This is a genomic window from Geothrix fuzhouensis (assembly GCF_024609325.1).
Lineage (GTDB): Bacteria > Acidobacteriota > Holophagae > Holophagales > Holophagaceae > Geothrix > Geothrix fuzhouensis.
On the sequence record NZ_JANHMQ010000004.1, the window covers coordinates 101472 to 122963 of the forward strand.

The 21492-nt window shown below is 68.4% G+C and carries 17 protein-coding genes; 12 read left to right on the forward strand and 5 right to left on the reverse strand.

Annotated features, from left to right (window positions below):
* Positions 1-75 precede the first annotated feature (75 nt).
* Positions 76-816 (forward strand): hypothetical protein, encoded by a 741-nt coding sequence (locus NOV74_RS13715; protein WP_257313566.1) that lies wholly within the window; start codon positions 76-78, stop codon positions 814-816.
* A 3-nt stretch (positions 817-819) separates the two neighbouring features.
* Entirely contained in the window at positions 820-1959 is a 1140-nt protein-coding gene (locus NOV74_RS15510) for a murein hydrolase activator EnvC family protein (protein WP_257313568.1), read from the forward strand.
* 130 nt (positions 1960-2089) lie between these two features.
* On the opposite strand, the gene NOV74_RS13725 is transcribed toward NOV74_RS15510, so the two are convergent.
* Positions 2090-3277, reverse strand: a complete 1188-nt coding sequence (locus NOV74_RS13725; protein WP_257313570.1) for a type II secretion system F family protein — start codon at positions 3275-3277, stop codon at positions 2090-2092.
* Between the two features lie 140 nt (positions 3278-3417).
* On the opposite strand from NOV74_RS13725, the gene NOV74_RS13730 reads away from it, so the two are divergent.
* The 10 genes from NOV74_RS13730 (at position 3418) to NOV74_RS13775 (ending at position 18002) form a co-directional block, all read left to right on the forward strand.
* Positions 3418-5907, forward strand: coding sequence for a hypothetical protein (locus NOV74_RS13730; protein ID WP_257313572.1), 2490 nt, complete (start codon positions 3418-3420; stop codon positions 5905-5907).
* 133 nt (positions 5908-6040) lie between these two features.
* Entirely contained in the window at positions 6041-7210 is a 1170-nt protein-coding gene (locus NOV74_RS13735) for a DUF4382 domain-containing protein (protein WP_257313573.1), read from the forward strand.
* 225 nt (positions 7211-7435) lie between these two features.
* Positions 7436-9409 carry a proton-conducting transporter transmembrane domain-containing protein gene (locus NOV74_RS13740; protein ID WP_257313575.1) on the forward strand — a complete coding sequence of 658 codons (1974 nt, stop codon included), beginning with the start codon at positions 7436-7438 and terminating at the stop codon, positions 9407-9409.
* Entirely contained in the window at positions 9406-11355 is a 1950-nt protein-coding gene (locus NOV74_RS13745; RefSeq protein WP_257313576.1) for a proton-conducting transporter transmembrane domain-containing protein, read from the forward strand. Before NOV74_RS13740 ends, NOV74_RS13745 begins: the two co-directional genes overlap by 4 nt.
* 25 nt (positions 11356-11380) lie before the next feature.
* Positions 11381-12283, forward strand: a complete 903-nt coding sequence (locus NOV74_RS13750) for a respiratory chain complex I subunit 1 family protein (RefSeq protein ID WP_371748460.1) — start codon at positions 11381-11383, stop codon at positions 12281-12283.
* 3 nt (positions 12284-12286) lie between these two features.
* Positions 12287-12922, forward strand: a complete 636-nt coding sequence (locus NOV74_RS13755; protein ID WP_257313580.1) for a hypothetical protein — start codon at positions 12287-12289, stop codon at positions 12920-12922.
* 3 nt (positions 12923-12925) lie between these two features.
* Entirely contained in the window at positions 12926-14383 is a 1458-nt protein-coding gene (locus NOV74_RS13760) for a proton-conducting transporter transmembrane domain-containing protein (RefSeq protein WP_257313582.1), read from the forward strand.
* Positions 14380-15897 (forward strand): hydrogenase large subunit, encoded by a 1518-nt coding sequence (locus NOV74_RS13765; protein ID WP_257313584.1) that lies wholly within the window; start codon positions 14380-14382, stop codon positions 15895-15897. The genes NOV74_RS13760 and NOV74_RS13765 overlap by 4 nt, the downstream gene beginning before the upstream one ends.
* Positions 15894-16709 (forward strand): NADH-quinone oxidoreductase subunit B family protein, encoded by an 816-nt coding sequence (locus NOV74_RS13770; RefSeq protein WP_257313586.1) that lies wholly within the window; start codon positions 15894-15896, stop codon positions 16707-16709. The genes NOV74_RS13765 and NOV74_RS13770 overlap by 4 nt, the downstream gene beginning before the upstream one ends.
* A 141-nt stretch (positions 16710-16850) precedes the next feature.
* Positions 16851-18002, forward strand: coding sequence for a DUF4382 domain-containing protein (locus tag NOV74_RS13775; RefSeq protein ID WP_257313589.1), 1152 nt, complete (start codon positions 16851-16853; stop codon positions 18000-18002).
* A gap of 63 nt (positions 18003-18065) precedes the next feature.
* On the opposite strand, the gene NOV74_RS13780 is transcribed toward NOV74_RS13775, so the two are convergent.
* From NOV74_RS13780 to obgE, 4 genes are read right to left on the reverse strand one after another with little or no spacing between them, the layout of a single operon-like run.
* The gene (locus tag NOV74_RS13780) at positions 18066-19319 is read right to left on the reverse strand and encodes a Glu/Leu/Phe/Val family dehydrogenase (protein WP_257313592.1); all 1254 of its coding nucleotides are present in this window, start codon (positions 19317-19319) and stop codon (positions 18066-18068) included.
* Between the two features lie 12 nt (positions 19320-19331).
* The gene (gene rsfS, locus NOV74_RS13785) at positions 19332-19706 is read right to left on the reverse strand and encodes a ribosome silencing factor (protein WP_257313595.1); all 375 of its coding nucleotides are present in this window, start codon (positions 19704-19706) and stop codon (positions 19332-19334) included.
* Between the two features lie 17 nt (positions 19707-19723).
* Positions 19724-20338: a nicotinate (nicotinamide) nucleotide adenylyltransferase gene (nadD, locus tag NOV74_RS13790; protein ID WP_257313865.1), complete on the reverse strand. Its 615-nt coding sequence runs from the start codon at positions 20336-20338 to the stop codon at positions 19724-19726.
* Entirely contained in the window at positions 20338-21387 is a 1050-nt protein-coding gene (gene obgE / locus NOV74_RS13795) for a GTPase ObgE (RefSeq protein WP_257313597.1), read from the reverse strand. The genes nadD and obgE overlap by 1 nt, the downstream gene beginning before the upstream one ends.
* Positions 21388-21492 lie beyond the last annotated feature (105 nt).

The following is a 21492-nucleotide window of genomic DNA, read 5'->3' on the forward strand; positions in this document are numbered from 1 at the left end:
GGTTGGGGAATGCACGCGTGCCCGATGTCTGAAGGCAGCCTGTAGACTGATACCTCACATCGTCTGGAGCCCTTCATGGACCGTTTCGGGAGTTCGAAGCTGCGCATCGGCTGGACGCTGGTCTGCCTGTTCTTCGCGGGACTGGTGCTCATGGGTGTCCGGGGCCAGCAGGGGGCCGATGGATCGCAGATTGTCGTATTCGGAACCCAGGTGCCCCTGGGCGCGGACTCGCTGCGGGCTTACGCCGTGGGGAGCCTCCAGGGGGTGATGTACTGGTTGGTGTCGCTGGTGGTGCTGTTGGGCGCCTTCGTCCCTGTGACCCAGTGGACCGCCGCGGCGGCCCGCGGGGAGCGGCTCAAGGGCTTCTTCGCGGGGACGGGCCTGGGTTTCGTGCACGGGCTGTTCCTGTCCCAGGTGGCGCTGGTTCCCGTCTGGGTGTTGAGCTGGCGCCTCATCGGCGAGGCTTGGCCGCCGGAGCTGCTGCGGGCGGATCTGCACGGCCTGCTGCTGGGCCTGCAGATGCTGCTGTGGGCGGTGCTGCTCTCGCGTCTGCTTAAGTCCAGCACCGGTCTGGCCCTGCTGCTCACCCTGCTGCTGCGGGAGCTGGGACCGCGGCTGAGCTTCTTCCTGGATTTCGGCCAGGACCTGGGCTGGAGCGCTGGGCAGGTGAAGGTGCTGGACATCTTCGTCCACCTGCTGCCCATGGCCCAGCTGCCTTCGGATCCCTTCTCTCCGCTGGCGCTGCCCCTGTCCATCGGCGGGCCGCTGGTGCTGGGCGCCCTGGCCATGCTGCTTCCGGCGGGCAGCCGAAAGTAGCCGGTGCGCCGCGGCCTGGGGTTCCTCCTCCCGGTGCTCCTGCTGGGCCAGGCGGCCCAGGAACCGGCGGAGCTGCGCCAGAAGCTCGCCGTCATCCAGGGGCGGCTGGGTCAGGTGGACCAGCAGCTGGCTGCCTTGAAGAAGCGACGCAAAGGCGTGCTGGTGGAGATCCAGGGCATCTCGCTTCAGCGGGACCGGGCCAAGGCCCAGGTGGATGGGGCCCGGCTGCGACGGGACCAGGCCCAGAGCGAAGTCCAGATGATTGGCCGCGAGCAGGCCCGCATCCAGGGCGAGGTGTTGAAGCTCCAGGGCGATCTGCGCAAACAGGTGCGCTGGATGCAGGCGCTGGGCCCCTGGGGCGACTTCGGCCTCTACGCCACCTTCAAGGATCTGGACGCCTGGTTGGTGCGCGGCCGCATGCTGGCCTGGGCCCGCCTGCAGGAGCGGAAACGTCTGGACCGGATTCACCAGCTTCAGGGTGATCTGGCTGCCAAGGAGAAGGCCCTGAAGGAGGTGCTCGCCCGTCTGGCCAGCGACGAAAAGGAAGCTGCCCAACTCCAGGCCGCCCTCCGCCTCCAGGAGGACAAGCTCAACAGCTTCCTGGAAGGCCTCCAGAAGGACGAGACCGCCCAGAAACAGGCCCAAGCGGAACTGGCGGAAGAGGCCATCCAGCTCGAACGCCTGCTGGCGGGCCTGCTGACCAAGCCCAAGGGCGAGGCCTTCGAGTCCGCGGTGAGCTTCGCCTCCCTGCAGGGCAACCTGCCTCAGCCGGTGGAGGGTACCCTGGCTCTGGGTTTCGGCGAGCACCTGCATCCGCGGTTCCACACCAAGACCATGCAGAGCGGGCTGCTCATCGAGGCCAGGGGTGGCGCCCCCGTGGCGGCCGTGGCGGATGGCAAGGTGGTCTACGCAGACTACTACCAGAGCTACGGGCCCATGGTGATCCTGGAGCATGGCGGCGGCTGGTTCAGCTTATACATGCACCTGCTCGGCCTCCAGGTGGCCAAGGGCCAGGTGCTCCAGGCCGGCGAAACCCTGGGCGCCGTGGGCGACACCGTGGATGGCCCGCGCCTCGGCTTCGAAATCCGCCACCAGGCCCAGCCCCAGGATCCGCAGAAGTGGCTGAAGAATCGGTATCGCTAGGATGAGAAAGCAGATCCCCGGCTTTGCCGAGGATCTGCGCGGGGGTCCGGGGGTGTTCGCGCAGCGGAGCGGAGCGTGCCCATCAGATCCTGGCGACGCATGCGTCGCCGGGGGAACCCCCGGAGGACACTCAGCGCACCACGCTGCTGGCGTTGAACAGGGGCACGTAGATGGCCAGCAGCAGGGCGAGGACGACGACACCCATGAAGAGAATCAGGATGGGGCCGATGAGGCTGGTGACGGCGGTGGTGGCCTTTTCCACTTCCTGGTCGAAGAAGTCGGCCACGTGGTCGAGCATCTCGGGGAGGGCGCTGCTCTGCTCGCCGACGCGGACCATCTCGACGGCCAGGGGATCCAGGATCTTCGCCTGTTCCAGAGCCAGGTTCAGGCTGCTGCCGGCGCGCACCTTGTCGGTGACAGTGGCCAAGCCCGCCTTCATGCGCTCGCTGGGGCTGGTGCGCTGAACCACCTCGAGAGCCTGCACCACGGGCAGGCCCCCGGACAGCAGCACGCCCAGGGTGCGCGAGAAGACGCTCGAGTGGTACATCCGGTAGAGGGTGCCGACCTTGGGCAGCATCAGCAGCAGGCGCTCCGCCAGCTTGCGCCCCGCCTCGGAAGCCACCATCCACCGGATGAGGACCGCCAGCCCGGCGAGGAGGATGCCCTGGAGCCAAAGGGTGGAGCTGATCAGTTTGCCCATGCCCAGCAGGACCCGTGTGATCAAGGGCATCTCGATGTCGCCGCCGGCGTAGAACTCCGCGAAGCGGGGCAGCACCACGTTGAAGATCACGCCCAGGGCCAGGATCAGCACCAGGACCAGGAAGGCCGGGTAGAACAGGGCCTCGATGATCCGGCGGCGGCTGGTCTGGGCGAATTTCTGGAAGGATAGCCAACGGGCCAAGACATCGGGCAGGGTGCCGCTGCGCTCGCCCGCCACCACGTTGCTGCGGTAGACCGGCGGGAAGGTTCCGGCCTGTTCCAGGGCGTCCGAGAACGACATGCCCTCGCGCACCAGTCCCACCACCTGGGCGAGGCTGCGACGCAGCTGGGGATCCTTGCCATGGCCCACCAGCAATTCCAGCGACTGCAGCAAGGGGATGCCGGCCTTCAGCAGGGCCAGCAGCTCCTGGTTGAAGAGCACCAGGGATTCGGTCTTCAGCTGGGCGCGGCTGCTGAAAGCCGTATCGGTGCGGGTGATCTCCAGGGGGAAGCCGCCTTCGGCGAGCACCCGGGCCCGCAACGCCTCGAGGCTCTCCGCCTCAAAGTCCCGAACGAGGACCTCGCCGTTGGAATGGGTGAGCCGGACCGTGAATCGCATGGGCACCTGGGACGACTTTCGAGGATACCGGGAAACCGGGCGCAGGCTGGAGGTTGGAGACTGGAGGTGGTACCTCCAACCTCCGGCCTCCGACCTCTCGCCCGGATCCGGGTAGCCTCAAGCGGTGACCCGGAGGCTTCGTGCTGCGTTGCCCATTCTTCGTGCTGCCTGTCCTCACCCTCACCCTGGTGGCTCAGACGCCGCCCTCGGCCCCCCTCCGCAGCGGCGTGCCGGAACCCGCGGTGCTGGATCTGCGTACGGTGGATGGGGCCCTGCTGGTGCCGAAGGACAACCGCGACGCGGCCCAGGTGGAAGCGGCCCGGCAGCATTGGGCGCCCCTGGTGGCGGACTTGAAGGGGGCGTCCGCCGTGCGGCTGCGTCTGCCCTTGGGCGAAGGCCGGCTCCCCCTCCTGCTGGCGGCGGCCCAGGCCCTGAAGGCCCAGTCGCCGGACCAGCGCCTCTACGTGGCCTTCGATCCTCAGGCCGCGCCCATCCTGGAGGAGACCGCCTGGGGCGCCGTGGATGGCGGGGCCCTGGTTCCCGCGGACCTGAACCTGGATCCAGCCCAGTGGCGGGCCCAGCTCACCCGGGCCCAGGACACCTTCCCGGGGCGCCCTTGGACCCTCTGGCTGCCCACGGATCCCGGCGCCCTGGTGTCGACGCTCATGGGCGACGGCGGGCGGGTGGTGGTGCCCGCCGGCGGTCCCGGGGCACGGCTGGCCGAGGCGCTGCCCGCCGGCTTCACGGAGGTCGAGGGGGGGCAGGGCGACCTGACCCTGCGCAACCGGACCGGGGCCCTGCGGCGTTGGACCTTCACCGGTGGGGCCTGGGTGGCCGTGCCCCTGCCCAAGGACCGGACCGAGGTGGCCGTGAGTGCCGCGGATGCCTACGACGTGGGCAGCCTGTTGGCCAAGGTCCGGGCCACCCAGCTGCGGTACCGGGCCCTGGCCCGGACCGTCCAGGCCAAGGCGGAGCTGGATCTGCATCTCCAGGCTCCCGCGGGTCGTGGCGGTGACCTGGGCTTCAGCTTCGGGTATTTCGAGAAGGCGGGCGAGTGGCCGGAGCTGCTCCAGAAGTCGGTCCGCTTCAACGGCGTGACCGCGAAGCTCGATGGCGAGGTGCAACTGCCCCTCATCGAAAGCCGCCAGTCCATGTCGCTGCCCGTGGCCCTGGGCATGACGGAGCGCTACCGCTACCGCGACGGTGGCCCGGCTGGCCCCGGCCTCCGCCGGCTGCGCTTCGAGCCGGTGGACGCGGATCCACTGCTGTACTCAGGTGATCTGGAGGTGGATGAGGCCTCGGGCCGGATCCTGGTGGAGCACCGGGAACGAACCAACATGCCTGGAACGGTGAAGAGCGAACGTGAGATCCTGACCTACGGCGAACCGGCGCCGGGCCTGTGGCGGCCCGTCATGGTCCAGACCTTCGAGCGCTGGGTGAGCGCGAGCGGTGTGGTGCAGGTGCAGCGGCGGTTCACCTATCGGGATTTCCAGGTCAACAGCGACGGCTTCGAGGCGGCCCGCACCGCCGCCCGGGGCTCGGAATCGACCATGTTGAAGGTGACCCCGGAGGGAGTCCGGTACTTCACGAAACAGAGCGACGGCACGCGGAAGATCGAGGAGAAACCCAAGAGCAGCGGCCGGGCCCTGGCCGCGGTGGTGCTGGTGGATCCGGGCCTCACTCCGCCGGTGGCACCCCTGGGTGGCCTCCTCTACTTCGACTACAACGCCTTCGGCAAGGGCGTGCAGCTGAACGCCCTCACGGCCATCCTCTTCAACACCGCCAGCCTGGCCATCCCCAGGGGCCTGGGCAGCTTCGACGTGAGCGCCGACGCCACGGCCCTGCTGCTGAAGACCACCGAGCGTCCCGTGGTGAATGGGCGGCTGTCCGACCAGGAGGGCGTGGGTCGCCGCTTCGGGAAGGTCGGCCTGGAACTGGGCCGCGACCTGGGCTTGGGCTTCCGCCTCGAAGGCCGGGGCGACATCCAGTACGACGACTACGCCGAAGGGGACAGCAAGTACCGCACACCGGGCTTCCAGCTGCCACCCTCGGGCCTGACGCGCATTGGCACGCTCCAGGGCTCCTGGCTCTTCCGGGGCTTCCAGGTGCGGGCCTACCACGGCTGGGGCAAGCGCCCCGAGGGCATGTACGGCCTGGCTTCGGCCCCCCAGGAAGTGCCCGAAGGCGGTGACTTCCGGCGCTGGGGCGGCAGCCTGGGCCTGGATCGGGAAGTGGTGCCCGGCTTCTGGCTCCACGGCGAGGCGGGCTGGGCTTCGGGCCGCGCCTTCGACCGCTTCATGGCCCTGGACGTCGGCGGCATGGGAGGTGCGGTGCGCATCGCGGGCATCCGGTCCAATGCCATCACGGCGGATCGGCTGGTCTACGGCAAGACCTCCCTCGCCATCCCCACGGGACCGAACCTACGCCTCTCCCTCAGCCTCGAGTACGCCCGTGCCCGCAGCCTGGATGACCAGAAGACCTATGGGATGAGCGGGGTCGGCATCACGGGCGACCTGCCGGGGTTCTGGCTCTTTACGGCCGTGCGTGTGGACCTGGGTGTGGGTGTGCAGAGCGACATCGCCGGGGTGCGGACCGTAAATGGGTACGTGGCGTTCCTCAGGGTGTTCTAGAGGGTCTAGATCAAAAGATCTATGTATTTATTTGATTGACTTTAAATGTGAATATTTGAATTGCGCAAGTGCCCTTCCGGGACCATGATGGCTGTCCTGATGCCTTTTCCTGGGCACGGTTTCGGAGGTGAACATGCTGAACTGGCGCACATCGTTTCTGGGGTTGGCCGGCCTGGGTTTGGCCCTAATGGTGGCCTGCAGCAGCGGGTCGAGTTCCGGCAGTAGCGGCAACGTCCCAAATGGAACCATGAATGTGCACCTGGTGGACGGGCCCATCGCCGGCTATCAGGAGATCAACGTCAACATTCAGACGGTTGAGATCAACCGCAATGGAACCTGGGTTACCCTCGGGACCCCGAACAAGACCATCAACCTGCTAAACCTCGTCGGCGGTGTGGATGAGACGCTGGCCGCGGGCGCGACCCTGCCGGCCGGCCACTACGACCAGATGCGTCTGGTCCTTGGCTCCGGCAACACCGTGAAGCTCTCGGATGGTACCGTCGAGCCCCTGAAGGTGCCCTCAGGCATGCAGAGCGGCATCAAGCTCATCGTGAACTTCGATGTGGCCGCGGGCACCACCAAGGATGTGTGGATCGACTTCGACGCGGCCCACTCCATTCAGGTGGTGATGGCCGGGATGTCGGGCCAGTACATTCTGCGGCCCACCTGCTGGGCCTTCGATAAGGTCGCCACGGGCTCCATTCACGGGCTGCTGACCGATACCGCCACGACGACTGGTCTGCCGGGTGTCATGGTCTATGCCGAAACCCTGGACGGTTCCGGGAATGCCCGGATCGCCCGCAGCACGGTCACCGACGCCACGGGCGCCTACACCCTGGACCTGCTCCCCGTGGGCTCGACCTACTTTGTGGTGAGCCAGCCCTCCACTGGTTCGACGACGACCCTCAAGGCCTATGACGCGAAGGCCAGCGATGGCTTCGACCTGACCGCCGCCACGCCGGTGTTCACCTACAGCGCCGCGTTCACGGCGAATGCCTCCATCGGGGGTGTGGGTGGCGGCCTCACGCCACTGGCCACCACCAGCCAGAGCGACCAGGTCAACCTGCTCCAGGCCCTGACCACCTCCTCCGGCAGCCACACCTTCATCGTCCAGTCGATGATGGCCACCGTGGGCACCTCCACGGAGACCTACGCTTTCCTGACGGTTCCCATCGGCACCTACAGCGTCCAGGCAGTGCGATCCACTCTGAACCTGGATGGGACCACCACCACGACCACCTCGACCGTCCAGCCGGCCACGGTGACCGCGAACACGACGACGACCGTGAACCTGGGGCTCTGAGCCCCGCCGTACCGAGGTCCGGAGGCCCTGGCACCAGGGCTTCCGGACCTCGCTCTATCTGCGGCCGGTCGTAACCTTATCGGTATCTGCTTTGAAGACACGCCCGGGTTGGGAGTAGCATGGGCCCAACCGACCCCGGCCCATCTGATGACGAGCCCCCTTCCCAGGGTGGCCCCAGCCAAAACCTGAGCCGCCGGGCTCGATTCCTGAACCCGGAGCGTGCAGATGCTGGATGTGGCCTTGGTCCTCGCGTCCTCTGGATGCTGGTTCGCTGGGGCCCTGCTGTCCGCCTCTTCCCGGCCGCCGGAGCGGCTGGCCACGGGTCTTGGTCTCCTGGGCAGCCTTCTGGCGCTCGGGGCATCGATCCATCTCCTGCTGGGCGGCAGTGCCTCGGGCCTGACGTTCCGGGTCTGGGGCCTGCCGGCCCGCCTGGAGTTGGATGCCCTGTCCGCCGCCTTCCTGCTGCCCCTTCACCTGGTGGGAGGGCTTGGCCTGATCTATGGACAGCGCTATTGGCCGGTCCAGACGCCCTGGGGCTCGGGCCGTTTCCTGCGCTTCTTCTATGGGCTGCTGGTGGCGGCCATGACGCTGCTGTTCATCGCCCGGCATGGGCTGGTGTTCCTTGTGGCGTGGGAACTGATGGCGGTGTCGGCCTTCTTCCTGGTGGGGACTGAACATGAGCGGCCCGAAGTCCGGCGGGCGAGCTGGGTCTACCTGGCCTGCACCCACACCGGCACCCTGCTGCTAACGGCCATGGTGATCCTGATGGCCCAGCGGATGGGTGGGCTGACGTGGATTGCCCTTCCAGTTTCCACTTCGCCCCTGTTCGAGGGCGGCATCCTCGTTCTGGCCCTGGCGGGGTTCGGCTTCAAGGCGGGCGTGCTGCCTCTGCATTTCTGGCTGCCCTCGGCGCATGCCAGCGCGCCCAGCCACGTGTCGGCCATCCTGTCCGCGGTCATGCTCAAGACGGGCATCTACGGTCTGCTGCGCGTATCGAGCCTGCTTCCCGGAATTCCCCGGGGCGTGGGCGGCGCGCTCCTGGCCCTGGGCGCACTCACCGCCGTCTACGGCGTGGGGAACGCGCTGGCGCAGCGGGACTACAAGCGGCTCCTGGCCTATTCCAGCATCGAGAACCTGGGGATCATCCTCATGGGTGTGGGCCTGGGCTGGACGGGCCGGGCCACGCACGATCCCTGGCTGATGGCCCTGGGCTTCGGCGGCGCCCTCTTCCACATCTGGAACCACTCGCTCTTCAAGAGCCTCCTGTTCTATGGGGCGGGGGCCGTTCTGCACGCCACGGGCACCCGGGATATGGAAGCGCTGGGCGGCTTGGCGCGACGAATGCCCCGCACGGCCCTGGTCATCTTTCCGGCGGTGCTGGCGGTGACGGCGCTGCCTCCCTTCAACGCCTTTCTCAGCGAATGGTTCCTGTACCGAGGCCTCTTCAGTTCTCTCGCCCGGGGCTATCCGTGGTCCGCGGCCCTGGGCCTGGTGGCCCTGGCGCTGGCGGGGGGCCTGGCGGCGGTGGCCTTCGCCCGGTTCTTCGGCACGCTGTTCCTGGGTTCGCCCCGGAGCGAGGTCGCGGAGCACGCCCATGACCCCGCCTTCTCCATGCTCCTACCCATGGCCATCCTCGCGGGACTCTGCCTGGCGGTGGGTCTGGGTTCCTTCCTGCTGCTGCCCCTGCTGGACCGGGTGGTTGCCGTGGCGGCGCCCGGGGCGCCGGCGCTGCTGGACCGGGGCCTGCGCACGGATCTCCACTTGCTCGCCGGGGTGGAGCTGGGACTCCTGGTCCTGGTCGGTGCGGGCATCGCCTGGCTCCGTCGTCCGGAAGGCGTGGTTGCCGATTCGGCCCAGGAGGACCTGCCGACCTGGGGTTGCGGGTACGCCACGACTGCGGCCCGGGCCCAGTACACCGGCAGCTCCTTCGCGGATGCCTGGGCGCCGGTCCAGCCAGGCCTGCGGAGGCGGATGCCCCATCTGCGGGGCCTGTTCCCAGGTGGGGCCTCGTTCCGACAGGCTTTCCGGGAGCCCATCGGCGAAGTCTTCCTGGCCCCGCGGGTCGCCCGCCTCGCCGAGCGTCTGCTGCGGTTTCGCCGTCTGCAACCGGGCCACCTGTCGGTCTACCTCCTCTACGTGCTGCTGACCCTCCTGGCTGTCTTCCTCTGGATGCTGCTGAGAACGAGGCTGCTGGGATGAGCCTCTTCCTCCTCGCCCTCCTGGCCGCAGCGGCCTCCGGTGTGCCGGGGCTGTTCCTGCGGCGGAAGGGCGGGGAAGTGGCGGCCGGCTTGCTGGGTCTGGCGGCGGTATTGGGTCTGTGGGCCTCGCTTCGGGTGCTGTCAGGCGTCCCTGGTGGCGCAGTCACCTTGCGTACGGCGTCGCTGGGAGCCCCGGGGTTCCTGGTGCTGGATCCGCTGGCGGCCTTCTTTGCGATTCCGGTCCTGCTGTTGTCCGTGGCTGGAGCGCTTTACAGCCTGGGCTACTGGGAGGGCCGCCGGGGCAACACCCCGGCCTTGCGCCTGGTCTATGGGCTGCTGACGGCCTCGCTGCTGATGCTGGTGATGGCGTCCCACGCCCTGACCTTCCTGCTGGCCTGGGAGGGCATGGCCATCACCGCCTTCCTGCTGGTGATGGCCGAGGATCGTGAGCCCGAAACCCGGCGGGCCGGCTGGATCTACCTGGTCGCCACCCACACCGGCACCCTGCTCCTGTTCGCGGCCTTCGCATTGCTGGCCAAGATCCATGGCCATTCAGGCTTTGCCGCGCTGCCGACGGGCCTGGCCGCCACCCGTGGCGGCACGGCCCTGTTCGCGCTGTTCCTGCTGGGCTTCGGCTTCAAGGCCGGCGTGCTGCCGCTGCACTTCTGGCTGCCGCCGGCCCATGCCGCCGCCCCCAGCCACGTCTCCGCGCTGATGTCCGGTGTGATGCTCAAGATGGGCATCCTCGGCCTGGTCCGGTTCCTGTCCTGGGTACCGGATCCGCCCATCTGGTGGGGCGGGGCGCTGGTGGCGCTGGGCGCCCTGTCGGGCGTCCTCGGCGTGGCCTTCGCCCTGGGCCAGCACGACCTGAAGCGCCTGCTCGCCTACCACTCCATCGAAAACATCGGGATCATCCTGCTGGGCCTGGGGCTCGGCGCCCTCGGCAAGAGCCTGGGGAATCCGGTGATGCAAACCCTGGGCTTCGCCGGGGCCCTGCTCCACGTGGTGAACCATAGCCTCTTCAAGGGGCTGCTGTTCCTGTCCGCGGGCTCGGTGTTGCACGCCACGGGCACCCGAAATCTGGAGCAGCTGGGCGGGCTCGGCCAGCGCATGCCCTGGACCTCCGGGGCCTTCCTTGCGGGTTCCTGGGCGATCTGCGGCCTGCCACCCCTCAACGGGTTTGTGAGCGAGTGGCTGATCTACCTGGGGGCGTTCCGGGGGCTTGGACCGAATCTGGGGCCTGGCCGGCAAGGCTGGCCCGTGGTGATCCTCCTGTCCCTGGCCCTCATCGGAGCCCTGGCCCTGGCCTGCTTCGCCAAGGCCTTCGGCGCGGTCTTCCTGGGCCTGCCGCGGACCGGGACGGCGGCCCGAGCCCACGAAGCCCCGCGCACGATGCTCCTGCCCATGGGGCTGCTGGCCCTCGCCTGCCTGGCCATCGGCGTGGCGCCCATCCTCTTCGCACCCGCCCTCGGCCGCGTCGCCGATGCGATGGGCCCCGCGACCGGCGCGGCCCTGCCCGCCTTGGCCGGTCTTCCCATGATCTCCCTGGTGGCCCTGGTCCTGGGTCTGCTGGCCCTCCTGCTCTGGCGCTGGCTCCGCCCCATGCCGCGCAGGGACGACCGGCCCACCTGGGATTGCGGCTACGCGGCGCCGGACGCACGCATGCAGTACACCGCCTCGTCCTTCGCGGACGGCCTGGTGCGGGGGCTCCGCTGGGCCCTGCGGCCGGCGGTGCATCTTCCCAAAGTGTCCGGCTGGTTCCCACGTCCCACGCGGTACGAGAGCCATGTGCCCGACCCGATCCTCGACCGGGCGGCGGCTCCCGCCCTGCGGTTCACCGTCCGGGGTGCCGCCCTGCTGCGCATAGCCCAGGGCGGCGCGTTGCCCGTCTACCTGCTGTATGTCCTGCTCACCTTGCTTGCGCTCCTGGTCTGGATGGTGGCCTGAGATGGTTCGATCCCTGCTTCCGACGATGCTCCAAGTCCTGCTGCACGGACTCACCGTGCTGCTGCTGCCACCGCTCCTGCCCGGCCTGATCGCCAAGACCAAGGCCGTGATGGCCGGGCGGAAAGGCCCGCCGGTGTTCCAGCTCTACTACGACCTGGCCAAGCTCGCCCGCAAGCAGGCGGTCTTCAGTCGAACCACTACCTGGGTGTTCCTCGCCGGTCCCGTGGGGGGCGTGGCCGCGGGCCTGGCCGCCTCCTGCCTGGTCCCGTTCGGGCACACGCCCGCGCCGGTCTCGTTCGAAGGCGACGTCATCCTCTTCGCCTACCTCTTCGGTCTGGCCCGGTTCCTCACGATCCTCTCCGCCCTCGACACGGGCTCCAGCTTCGAGGGCATGGGCGCGGCCCGGGAAGCGACCTTCTCGGCCCTGGCGGAGCCCGCGCTCTTCCTGGGCTTCGCGGCGCTGGCCAAGGCCACCTCCAGCTTGTCGCTGGGGACCATGCTGGCCTTTCCCGGCAGCCTCACGGCCCGCTTCACGGGGCCCCTGATCCTCGTCCTGGCGGGGTGGGCCATCGTCTACCTCGCGGAAAATTCGCGCATCCCCGTGGATGACCCCAACACCCATCTGGAGCTCACCATGATCCACGAGGTGATGGTGCTCGACCACTCGGGTCGGCCCTTCGCCCTGGTGCTCTATGGCGCCAGCCTCAAGCTCCTGGTGCTGGGCGCGCTCATCCTGACGCCAGCCCTGCCCCGCGCCCCGCAGGCCTGGCAGAACTGGCTGGCGTTCTATGCGGCCCTGGGGCTGCTGGCGGTGGCGGTGGGCCTGGTGGAGAGCTCCATGGCCCGCTTCCGCATGACCAAGGTTCCGCAGTTCCTCGTGGCCGGAGTGCTGGCCACCGGGTTCGCCTTCCTGCTGCTGCTGGTGTAGCCCATGATGCCCGACCTGCTCATCGCCCTCACCATGCTGTCCAACTTCAGCCTCGTGGCCACCAGCCGCGTCAGCAAGGCCATCCAGTTCGCCGTGTTCCAGGGCGTGCTGCTGGGCCTGATGCCCCTGGCCATGGGTCTGGGCCGGCACTTCCACATCGTCCTGCTCGCCATCGCGGCCGTCACGGTGAAAGGCTGGCTCATCCCCTTCCTGTTCCGCCGCGCCCTGAAGCAGGTCCACATCCAGCGCGAGGTGGATCCCTACATCGGCTACACCGTGTCCCTCATGCTCTGTGCGCTGGGTACGGGTCTCAGCCTGGTGCTCGCCCACAACCTCCCGCTCAAGCCAGGCACGGAGTACACCCTGCTGGTGCCCGCCTCGCTGGCCACGCTCTTCACGGGCTTCCTGCTGCTGGTGTCGCGCCGGAAGGCCCTCACGCAGGTGGTGGGCTACCTGGTGCTGGAGAACGGCATCTACCTCTTCGGCTTGCTGCTGGTGGAGGACATGCCGGCCCTGGTGGAGGCGGGGATCCTGCTGGATCTCTTCGTGGGCATCTTCGTGATGGGCATCGTCATCAACCACATCCGCGTGGCCTTCGATTCCACCGATACCCGGCACCTGGCCGAGCTGAAGGACTGACCCATGGTGTGGCTCCTCATCCTCGTTCCTCTGCTGGCCGCGGCTGTGGCCTTCGCCGTCTCCTCGCCCACCCTGCGCGCCTGGATCCTGCCGGCCGTGGGCCTCCTCCACCTCGGGATCCTGCTCGTGGCGTTGGCCGGCTGGCGGACCCTGCCGGCCACGGCCTGGTTCGGCCTCGACGCCCTGGGCGGCTGGGTGCTGTTGGTGATCAGCGTCCTGTTCTGCATCTGCGCCTTCTACGCCCCGGCCTACCTGGCCCTGCGCCCGGAGCGCGACCACCGCGTGCTCTCCACCTGCCTCCTGGGTTTCCTGGGCCTGGCCTCGCTGCTGGCACAGGCCCGCCATCCCGGCATCGCCTGGGTGGCCATGGAGACCACCACCCTGGTGACGGCGCCCCTCATCTACTTCAACCACAACCGGCGCTCGCTGGAGGCCACCTGGAAGTACCTCGTCATCGGCTCCGTGGGCATCGCCCTGGCGCTCCTGGGCACGCTGTTCATCGCCTATGCGGCCCACATGGGCGGATTGGATGAGCCGCTGCAGTACACGCGGCTCATGGAGAACGCCTCGCGCCTGTCGCGACCCTGGCTGCGGGCCGGGTTCGTGCTCACCCTGGTGGGCTACGGCACCAAGATGGGTCTCGCACCGCTCCACACCTGGAAGCCCGATGCCTACGGCGAAACCCCGGGCCTGGTGGGCGCCCTCCTTGCGGGCGGGGTCACCAGCTGCGCGTTTCTCGCCCTGCTGCGGATCTACGCGGTGGTGGGGGCAGCGGGCGAGGGGGCCTTCGCCCGGGAGCTGCTGGTGGCCTTCGGCATGCTCTCCATGGCCTGGGCCCTGGTCTTCATGGTGCGGCAGACCGATTTCAAGCGGCTGCTGGCCTACTCCAGCGTGGAGCACATGGGCATCCTCGTCTTCGGCATCGGCATCGGCGGCCTGGCGGCGAAGTTCGCCCTCTTTCACCTGGCGGCCAACGCCCTGGTGAAGAGTGTCCTCTTCCTGTCGGCCGGGAACATCCACCGGAGCTATGCCAGCAAGCAGTTGCCCTTCGTGACGGGCGCCCTTCGGCGGACGCCCGTGTCGGGCTGGCTCTTCCTGCTGGGCTTCCTGGCCATCACAGGCATGCCGCCCTTCGCGCCCTTCCTCAGCGAGTTCAACATCGCCTCGGGAGCGCTGAGCACAGGCCACATCCTGGGCGGGACGGCCTTTCTCGTCCTGCTGGGTGGCATCTTCCTGGCCATGAGCGAGACGGTGGTCCAGGTGGTCTTCGGCACGCCCAGTACCCAGCGGGTCCGCACGCCCTACAAGGACGCCCCGGCCACCACGGCGCCCCTCATCGTCGCCCTGGGACTGGCCCTGGTTCTGGGAATCTGGATGCCCCGTCCGCTCCAGGCCATGCTCAACCACGCCGCCACCACCGTCGACGGTGGTCTGTCCGCCCGGATGGAGGTGCAGCCATGAGCGCCGCTGATCTGCCGGTGCTCCGGAACGGCCAGGGCCTGCCCCTGCGGGAGGTGCCGGAGCTTCCCATCGGTGCGTTCCGGGACGCCATCCTACAGCGCATCCGTGAAGGGGACCGCCTCGCCTGTCTCTGCGGCGATCTGGACCTGAGCCTCTACGCCGTGCTTGCCGACGATGCCGGACACGCCCTGCGCGTCTTGCGCACCAAGCTGGATGCGCCGCGCTATCCCGCCCTCACGCCGGACTGCCCCCAGGCCCACCTCTTCGAACGGGAGCTCGCTGAGCAGACCGGCATCATCCCCGAAGGTCATCCTTGGCTGAAGCCCGTGCGCTTCCACCTCCCCTGGAACGGCGCGCCGGATCCCTGGCAGCGCGGCGGGGTGCCGGTTCCCGGGGTGATCGACTTCTTCCGCGTGGAGGGCGAAGAGGTCCACGAGGTGGCCGTGGGGCCGGTCCACGCGGGCGTCATCGAGCCCGGGCACTTTCGGTTCCAGTGCCACGGCGAGCGGGTCTTCCATCTGGAGATCGCCCTGGGCTACCAGCACCGCGGCGTGGAGAAGGCCCTCCTCGGTGGTCCCCATCCCCTCAGCCTCAAGCAGGCCGAGACGGCCTGCGGGGACAGCAGCATCGCCCACGCTTGGGCCTACTGCCGCCTGCTGGAGGGCCTGGCGGGCGTGGAGGTGCCAGCCCGCGTGGAGCTGGTGCGCGGCGTGGCCCTGGAACTGGAGCGCGTGGCCAACCATGTGGGGGACCTCGGCGCGCTGTCGGGGGATGTGGGTTTCCTGCCCACGGCCTCCTTCTGCGGCCGCATCCGCGGCGACTGGCTGAACCTGAGCGCCGAGGGTTGCGGCAGCCGTCTGGGCCGGGATTGGCTGCGCCCCGGGGGCCTGCGGCAGGAGCTGGAACCTGCCCTGGCCGCCCGGATGCGGCCGCGCCTGGAGCAGGCCTGGGCGGATACCAAGGACGCGGTGGAGCTGCTCTGGGGCGCCGCCTCCGTGATGATCCGCTTCGAGGCAGCGGGACGGGTGGATCTCGATAAGGCCCGGGAGATCGGTTTGGTGGGCGTGGCGGCTCGAGCCTCGGGCCTGGGCCGGGATGTGCGCCACGACCACCCCTACGGGCCGTACGGAGCCCATCCCATCCCCGTGGCGCAGGCCGAGAGCGGCAACGTGCATTCCCGGGCCTGGGTGCGTTGGCTTGAATTGGGCGACAGCATGCGCTTCCTTTCCGCGGCCCTGGCCACCCTGGCGGAGAGTGAAGCGCCCGTGAAAGCGCCGCCGCTGCCACCCCTGGCCCCGGAGCACCTTTGCGTGTCGCTCACGGAAGGCTGGCGCGGCGAGGTGCTGCACCTGGCCTGGACGGATGCCCAGAGCCGCTTCGCCCGCTACAAGATCGTGGATCCCTCCTTCCACAACTGGTTCGGGCTGGCCTTGGCCCTGCGCGGGGAGCAGGTCTCGGACTTCCCACTGTGCAACAAGAGCTTCAACCTCTCCTACTGCGGGCACGACCTATGATCCACATCCTGCTTTCCCGCTGGCGCCAGGGCTACCGCACCTTTCCCTATCCCAAGGCACTGCCCGCGCTCCCCGAGCGGTTCCGGGGCCGGCCCCACATCCAGGCGGATCGCTGCCCCGACGACTGCCGGGTTTGCGCGGACGCCTGTGCCACGGAGGCCATCACGTTCGGAGCTGCCGGCCCGCGCATCGACTTGGGGCGCTGCCTGTTCTGTCCCGATTGCGTGGAGGCCTGTCCCGAGGGCGCCATCGAATACACCGGAGAACACCGTCTCGCCACCCGCACGCGGGAGGATCTGGTGGTCGACGCCAAGGAGGAGTACCGGCTGGCGGCGGCCCTGGATGGGGAGATGAAACGGCTCTTCGGCCGGTCGCTCAAGCTCCGCGTGATCAGCGCGGGCGGCTGCAACGGCTGCGAGGTGGATGTGAACGTGCTGGGCACCCTGGCCTGGGACCTGGGGCGCTTCGGCATCCAGTACGTCGCTTCGCCGCGCCACGCCGACGGCCTGCTCATCTGCGGCCCCATTACGCGGAACATGGAATTGGCCGTCCGCAAGACCTACGACGCCGTGGCCCACCCCAAGCTCGTCATCGCCGTGGGGGCCTGCGCCATCGCGGGCGGGCCCTACTACCGCCAGGAGGAGCAGCTCGGCGGCGCCGCGTCGGTGCTGCCGGTGGACCTGTTCATCCCGGGTTGCCCGCCCCATCCGCTGACCATCCTGGACGGCCTGCTCCGGCTGCTGGGGCGGATCAGAACCGACGGCCGAGTTGGAGCTACGCCTTTGGATGGGGGCGAAACGTCACAAAAGTAGACACTTATCTGTCTGCGATTTTTATGATCATTTTTTAATGTGTCTAAACATTCATATTCTTGCCATTTGAGACTGGTGCCGCCTTTCCCGCCCTTCAACCTAAGAATGGCTTCGGGACTCAATAACCCCGAGGAGGCAACCATGAACCGTTGGCGTGGCCTGTCCACCGTCGTCCTGGCAGCCCTAGGCTTGGCATTTCTGCTGGCCTGTGGAGGCTCATCCGGTTCCAGCAATGGGGCCTTGACCGTCCACCTGGTGGATGGTCCCATCAGCGGTTACCAGGAGGTCAACGTCCACATCCAGACTGTGGAGATCAGCGGCAACGGCGGCTGGATGACCCTCGGTACCCCGAACAAGACCTACAACCTGCTGAGCCTCACAGGCGGCGTGAGCGAGCTGCTGGCCTCCGGGGCGACGCTGCCGGCGGGGCACTACCAGCAGATGCGGCTGGTCCTTGGCGCGGGCAACACCGTCAAGCTGTCGGACGGCACTGTGCAGCCCCTCACCGTGCCCTCGGGCCTCCAGTCCGGCGTCAAGCTGATCGTGAGCTTTGACGTGATGGCGGGCACCACGAAGGATGTGTGGATCGACTTCGACGCGGCCCACTCCATCCAGGTGGTGCAGGCCGGGGCGTCAAGCCAGTACCTCCTGCGGCCCACCATCTGGGCCTACGACAAGATCGTCACGGGCTCCATCTCCGGCAAGCTGACAGACACCGCCACCTCCACGGGCCTCGCCAGTGCCGTGGTCTACGCTGAGACCCTGGATGGGTCCGGCCATGCCCGGATCGCTCGCAGTACCATCACGGATGCGACGGGGGCCTACACCCTGGACCTGCTCCCCGTGGGCGCCACCTATTACGTGGTGAGCCAGCCGGTGCTGGGGACCACGACGCCGAAGGCCTATGACGCCAAGGCCAGCGAGGGCTTCGCCCTCAGCGGCACCACCCCCGTCTTTACCTACAACGCGGCCTTTACCGCGGACGTGGCCACCGGTGGCGTGTCGGGCGGCCTAACTCCCGTGGCCACCAGCAGCCAGAGCGATGCGGTGAACCTGCTTCAGACCTTGGCCACAGGCTCGGGCAGCTTCGCCTTCATCGTGGACAGCGGCATGGCCGCCGTGGGCACCTCCACCGAGACCTATGGCTTCGCGACGGTGCCCGCCGGGGCCTACAGCGTGCAGGCGGTGCGGACCACCCTCAACACCGACGGCACCACCACCGTGAGCACTTCCACCGTCCAGCCCGCGACCGTGACGGCGGGGGTCAGCGTGACGGTCGACCTCGGGCTGTAGGGGAGACCAACCGCAAAGAAGAGGTGCGGAGCGCCCCTTCTTTGCGGTCAGGGCCAAGCTGACCTAGGCGTAGAACCCACGGTACTTCATGGCCTGCGCCACGCGGTCCAGGGCCAGGATGTAGGCGCCGATGCGGGGGTTGGTCTTGTACTTGTCGGTGGTGGCGAAGGTGGCCTGGAAGGCGTGGGTCATGTAGTCCACCAGCCGCTCGTTCACTTCGCGTTCGCGCCAGTAGAAGCCCTGGCGGTTTTGCACCCACTCGAAGTAGCTGACGGTGACGCCGCCGACGTTAGCCAGGATGTCGGGCACCACGAGGACGCCGTGCTCCAGCAGGATGGGGTCCGCCTCGGGCGTGGTGGGGCCGTTGGCGCCCTCCACGATGACCTTGGCTCGGACCTGGGCCGCGTTGGCTTCCGTGATCTGGTTTTCCGAGGCCGCGGGTACGAGGATGTCCACGGGGTGGGTGAGGAGCGCGGTGGGATCCATGGGTTCGGCGCCCTTGAAACCGACGACGGTACGGGCTTCGGCCACATGCTTGAGCAAGGCATGGATGTCCAGACCCCGGTCATTCTTGATGGCGCCCTGGATGTCGCCGATGGCCACGATGCGGGCCCCGGCCTCATGCAGCAGGCGCGAGGCCTGGCTGCCTACGTTGCCGAAGCCCTGCACGGCCACCGTGGCGCCGGCCAGGGGCTTGCCCAGGCGCTGCATGGCTTCTCGAGCCGTGATGAGGATGCCGCGGCCCGTGGCCTCGTTGCGGCCCAAGCTGCCGCCGAGACCCAGGGGCTTGCCGGTGACCACCGCGTTCTCCGTCTGGCGGACGTGCATGGAGTAGGTGTCCAGCACCCAGGCCATGGTCTGGGCATCCGTGCCCATGTCGGGGGCCGGCACGTCGCGATCGGGGCCGATGATGTCCATGATTTCGGCGATGTAGCGGCGGGTGAGGCGTTCCTTCTCGCCCAGGCTCAGCTTGGAGGGATCGCACACGATGCCGCCCTTGCCGCCGCCGAAGGGCACATCCACCACGGCGCACTTCCAGGTCATCCACGCGGCCAAGGCCTTCACCTCGTCCAGGGTCACGTTCATGTCGTAGCGGATGCCGCCCTTGGCGGGGCCGCGGGCGATGTTGTGCTGTACCCGGTAGCCGGTGAAGACCTCCCACTGGCCGTTGTCCATAAGTACTGGCAGGCTCACGATCATGGACCGGCTGGGGGCCATGAACACCTTGAAGAGCGCGTCGTCCAGTCCATAGAGCTGGGAGGCGACTCGCAGGCGGGCCTGCATGGCTTCGAACGCGTTGGTCTGGTCGGTCGGCATGGAGGTCATCTCCTACGGACGTGCTTCAGATGCGGGGTGGACCTCGGCGGGCAGTTCCAGCTCGCGGCCGGCGCTCCAGAGCCCCTCGAGGTTGTAGTGCCGGCGGGTCTCCTCGTCCATGACATGGACCACAAGGTTGCCGTAGTCGAGCAGCACCCAGTTGCCGTTGGCTTCGCCCTCGCGGGAGATGGGGTGTTCGCCAGCCGCCTTGAGCGCATCCTCGATGGCTTCGGCGATGGCGCGGTTCTGGCGGTCGCTGCCCCCGCTCATGAAGGCGAAGATATCGGTGAAGCTGGCGATGTCCTTCACGTCCACGAGGCGGATGCGGAAGGCTTTCTTCGACCGGGCGGCGTCGACGACGGTCGCAAGCCGGGAATCAAGGGTCATGCGGGCTCCAGAGCAGGCTAACGATACAGGTTTTCGGCGCGGATGGCAGCCAGAACTTGGGACGGAATGCCCGCGGGATCATGGGCAGGATCCGCCGCCAGGCGCTGGCGAAGGTCCGACGAGGCCAGATCCAGTTGGGTGGGGGGAAGCCAGACCAGCTCCCCGGGCTGGCCCGACCAGACGGCGGCTGGGTGAAGGCCCGGGACGTCGGGTACTGCAGTGTCCGCGCCGGGGCGGAGGGCCACGGCGGCAGAGGCGAGTTGGAAGATCCGCTCGGGCCGCCGCCACTGCGGGAGGCCCGGCAGCTGGTCACTGCCCATGATGAGGATCCAGGCCGCCTCGGGCTCCCGGGCGGCAAGGGTCTCCAGGGTGTCCACGGTGTAGCTGGTGCCGCCGCGCTCGAGTTCGGCCACTTCCACCCGGCAGCGCGGGTCGAAAGCCTTCAAGGCCTCAGCCAGCAGGCGCAGTCGGGCCTCGGTGTCGGGACCCCCGGGATCGGGCTTGTGGGGGCTGACGGCGGAGGGCACGAAACGCAGCTCGTCCAGGCCCAAGTGGTCCAGAGCAAGGCGTGCCAGTTTGAGGTGGCCTTCGTGTGGGGGATTGAACGCCCCCCCGAGCAGGCCGACGCGCACTACCAAACCTCGTCCTTGGGGACAGCTTCCTTCTGCCCGGCCAGAATTTTCAGGGCATCGTCGACCGCAAACGCCAGCTCGCGCAGCCCCTCGCCGGTGACCCCGGAGATGAAGATGGGCTTCTGGCCGCGCTCGGCGCAGAGGGCCACAAAAGCCTCGCGGCGGGCCTCATCCTGCAGGGCGTCCACCTTGGTGGCGACCAGCCAGCGGGGCTTGGCGGCCAGCACAGGACTGAAGGCCTGCACTTCGCCCTCGATGATGCGGACGGCATCGGCGGGTTCTTCGATGGGATCCGAAAGGTCCACCAGCTGCAGCAGCATGCGGGTGCGCTCCACATGGCGGAGGAACTGGATGCCCAGACCCGCGCCGCCGGCAGCGCCTTCGATGAGGCCCGGGATGTCCGCGATGACCCAGCTGTCCATGATGTCGCCACCGAAGAGGTCCAGGCTCACCACGCCGAGCTGAGGTTCCAGGGTCGTGAACGGGTAGTCGGCGATCTTGGGTCGGGCGGCGCTGAGGCGGCTCACGAGGGTGCTCTTGCCGGCATTGGGGAAGCCCACCAGGCCCACGTCCGCGATGAGCTTGAGCTCGAGGTCGAGGTTGCGCTCCTCGCCGTCCTCGCCGGGCTGGTGGTGGCGCGGGGTGCGGTTGGTGGAGCTTTTGAAGTTCGTGTTGCCCAGGCCGCCCCGGCCCCCGCGGGCCACGCAGACGGATTCGCCATCGGCCAGCAGCTCCGCCAGCATCTCGCCGGTTTCGCCGTCCTTCACCACGGTGCCCAGGGGCACTTCCAGCCACACATCCAGGCCGTCCTTGCCGTGGCGCATGCAGCCTTCCCCTTGGCGGCCGCGTTCGGCGGTGAAGTCGCGCTTGCTGCGGTAGGGGTTGAGGGTATTCAAGGCCCGGTTCGCCCGGAGGAACACCGAGCCGCCCTTGCCGCCGTCGCCACCGTCGGGCCCGCCCTCGGGGGCGAATTTCTCGCGGCGGAAGCTCATGGCGCCGGAACCGCCGTGGCCGGCAGCGACGCGGAGCTGGACATAGTCAAGGAACATGGTGGATCTTCACTTCCTGGTAGGTGTGCAATGAGCACAGGCCGGGCTTCGCCCGGCCTGTGCGTGGGGGCTCCGGGGGTGTGCGCGAAGCGCGGGACCCCCGGA

Excerpts from the sequence above, each read along its gene's own strand:
- NOV74_RS13715 (WP_257313566.1), top strand. The coding sequence starts at position 76 with ATGGACCGTTTCGGGAGTTCGAAGCTGCGCATCGGCTGGACGCTGGTC.
- NOV74_RS13725 (WP_257313570.1), bottom strand. The coding sequence starts at position 3,277 with ATGCGATTCACGGTCCGGCTCACCCATTCCAACGGCGAGGTCCTCGTT.
- NOV74_RS13735 (WP_257313573.1), top strand. The coding sequence starts at position 6,041 with ATGCTGAACTGGCGCACATCGTTTCTGGGGTTGGCCGGCCTGGGTTTG.
- NOV74_RS13740 (WP_257313575.1), top strand. The coding sequence starts at position 7,436 with ATGCTGGATGTGGCCTTGGTCCTCGCGTCCTCTGGATGCTGGTTCGCT.
- NOV74_RS13745 (WP_257313576.1), top strand. The coding sequence starts at position 9,406 with ATGAGCCTCTTCCTCCTCGCCCTCCTGGCCGCAGCGGCCTCCGGTGTG.
- NOV74_RS13750 (WP_371748460.1), top strand. The coding sequence starts at position 11,381 with ATGCTCCAAGTCCTGCTGCACGGACTCACCGTGCTGCTGCTGCCACCG.
- NOV74_RS13755 (WP_257313580.1), top strand. The coding sequence starts at position 12,287 with ATGATGCCCGACCTGCTCATCGCCCTCACCATGCTGTCCAACTTCAGC.
- NOV74_RS13760 (WP_257313582.1), top strand. The coding sequence starts at position 12,926 with ATGGTGTGGCTCCTCATCCTCGTTCCTCTGCTGGCCGCGGCTGTGGCC.
- NOV74_RS13765 (WP_257313584.1), top strand. The coding sequence starts at position 14,380 with ATGAGCGCCGCTGATCTGCCGGTGCTCCGGAACGGCCAGGGCCTGCCC.
- NOV74_RS13770 (WP_257313586.1), top strand. The coding sequence starts at position 15,894 with ATGATCCACATCCTGCTTTCCCGCTGGCGCCAGGGCTACCGCACCTTT.
- NOV74_RS13775 (WP_257313589.1), top strand. The coding sequence starts at position 16,851 with ATGAACCGTTGGCGTGGCCTGTCCACCGTCGTCCTGGCAGCCCTAGGC.
- NOV74_RS13780 (WP_257313592.1), bottom strand. The coding sequence starts at position 19,319 with ATGCCGACCGACCAGACCAACGCGTTCGAAGCCATGCAGGCCCGCCTG.
- rsfS (WP_257313595.1), bottom strand. The coding sequence starts at position 19,706 with ATGACCCTTGATTCCCGGCTTGCGACCGTCGTCGACGCCGCCCGGTCG.
- obgE (WP_257313597.1), bottom strand. The coding sequence starts at position 21,387 with ATGTTCCTTGACTATGTCCAGCTCCGCGTCGCTGCCGGCCACGGCGGT.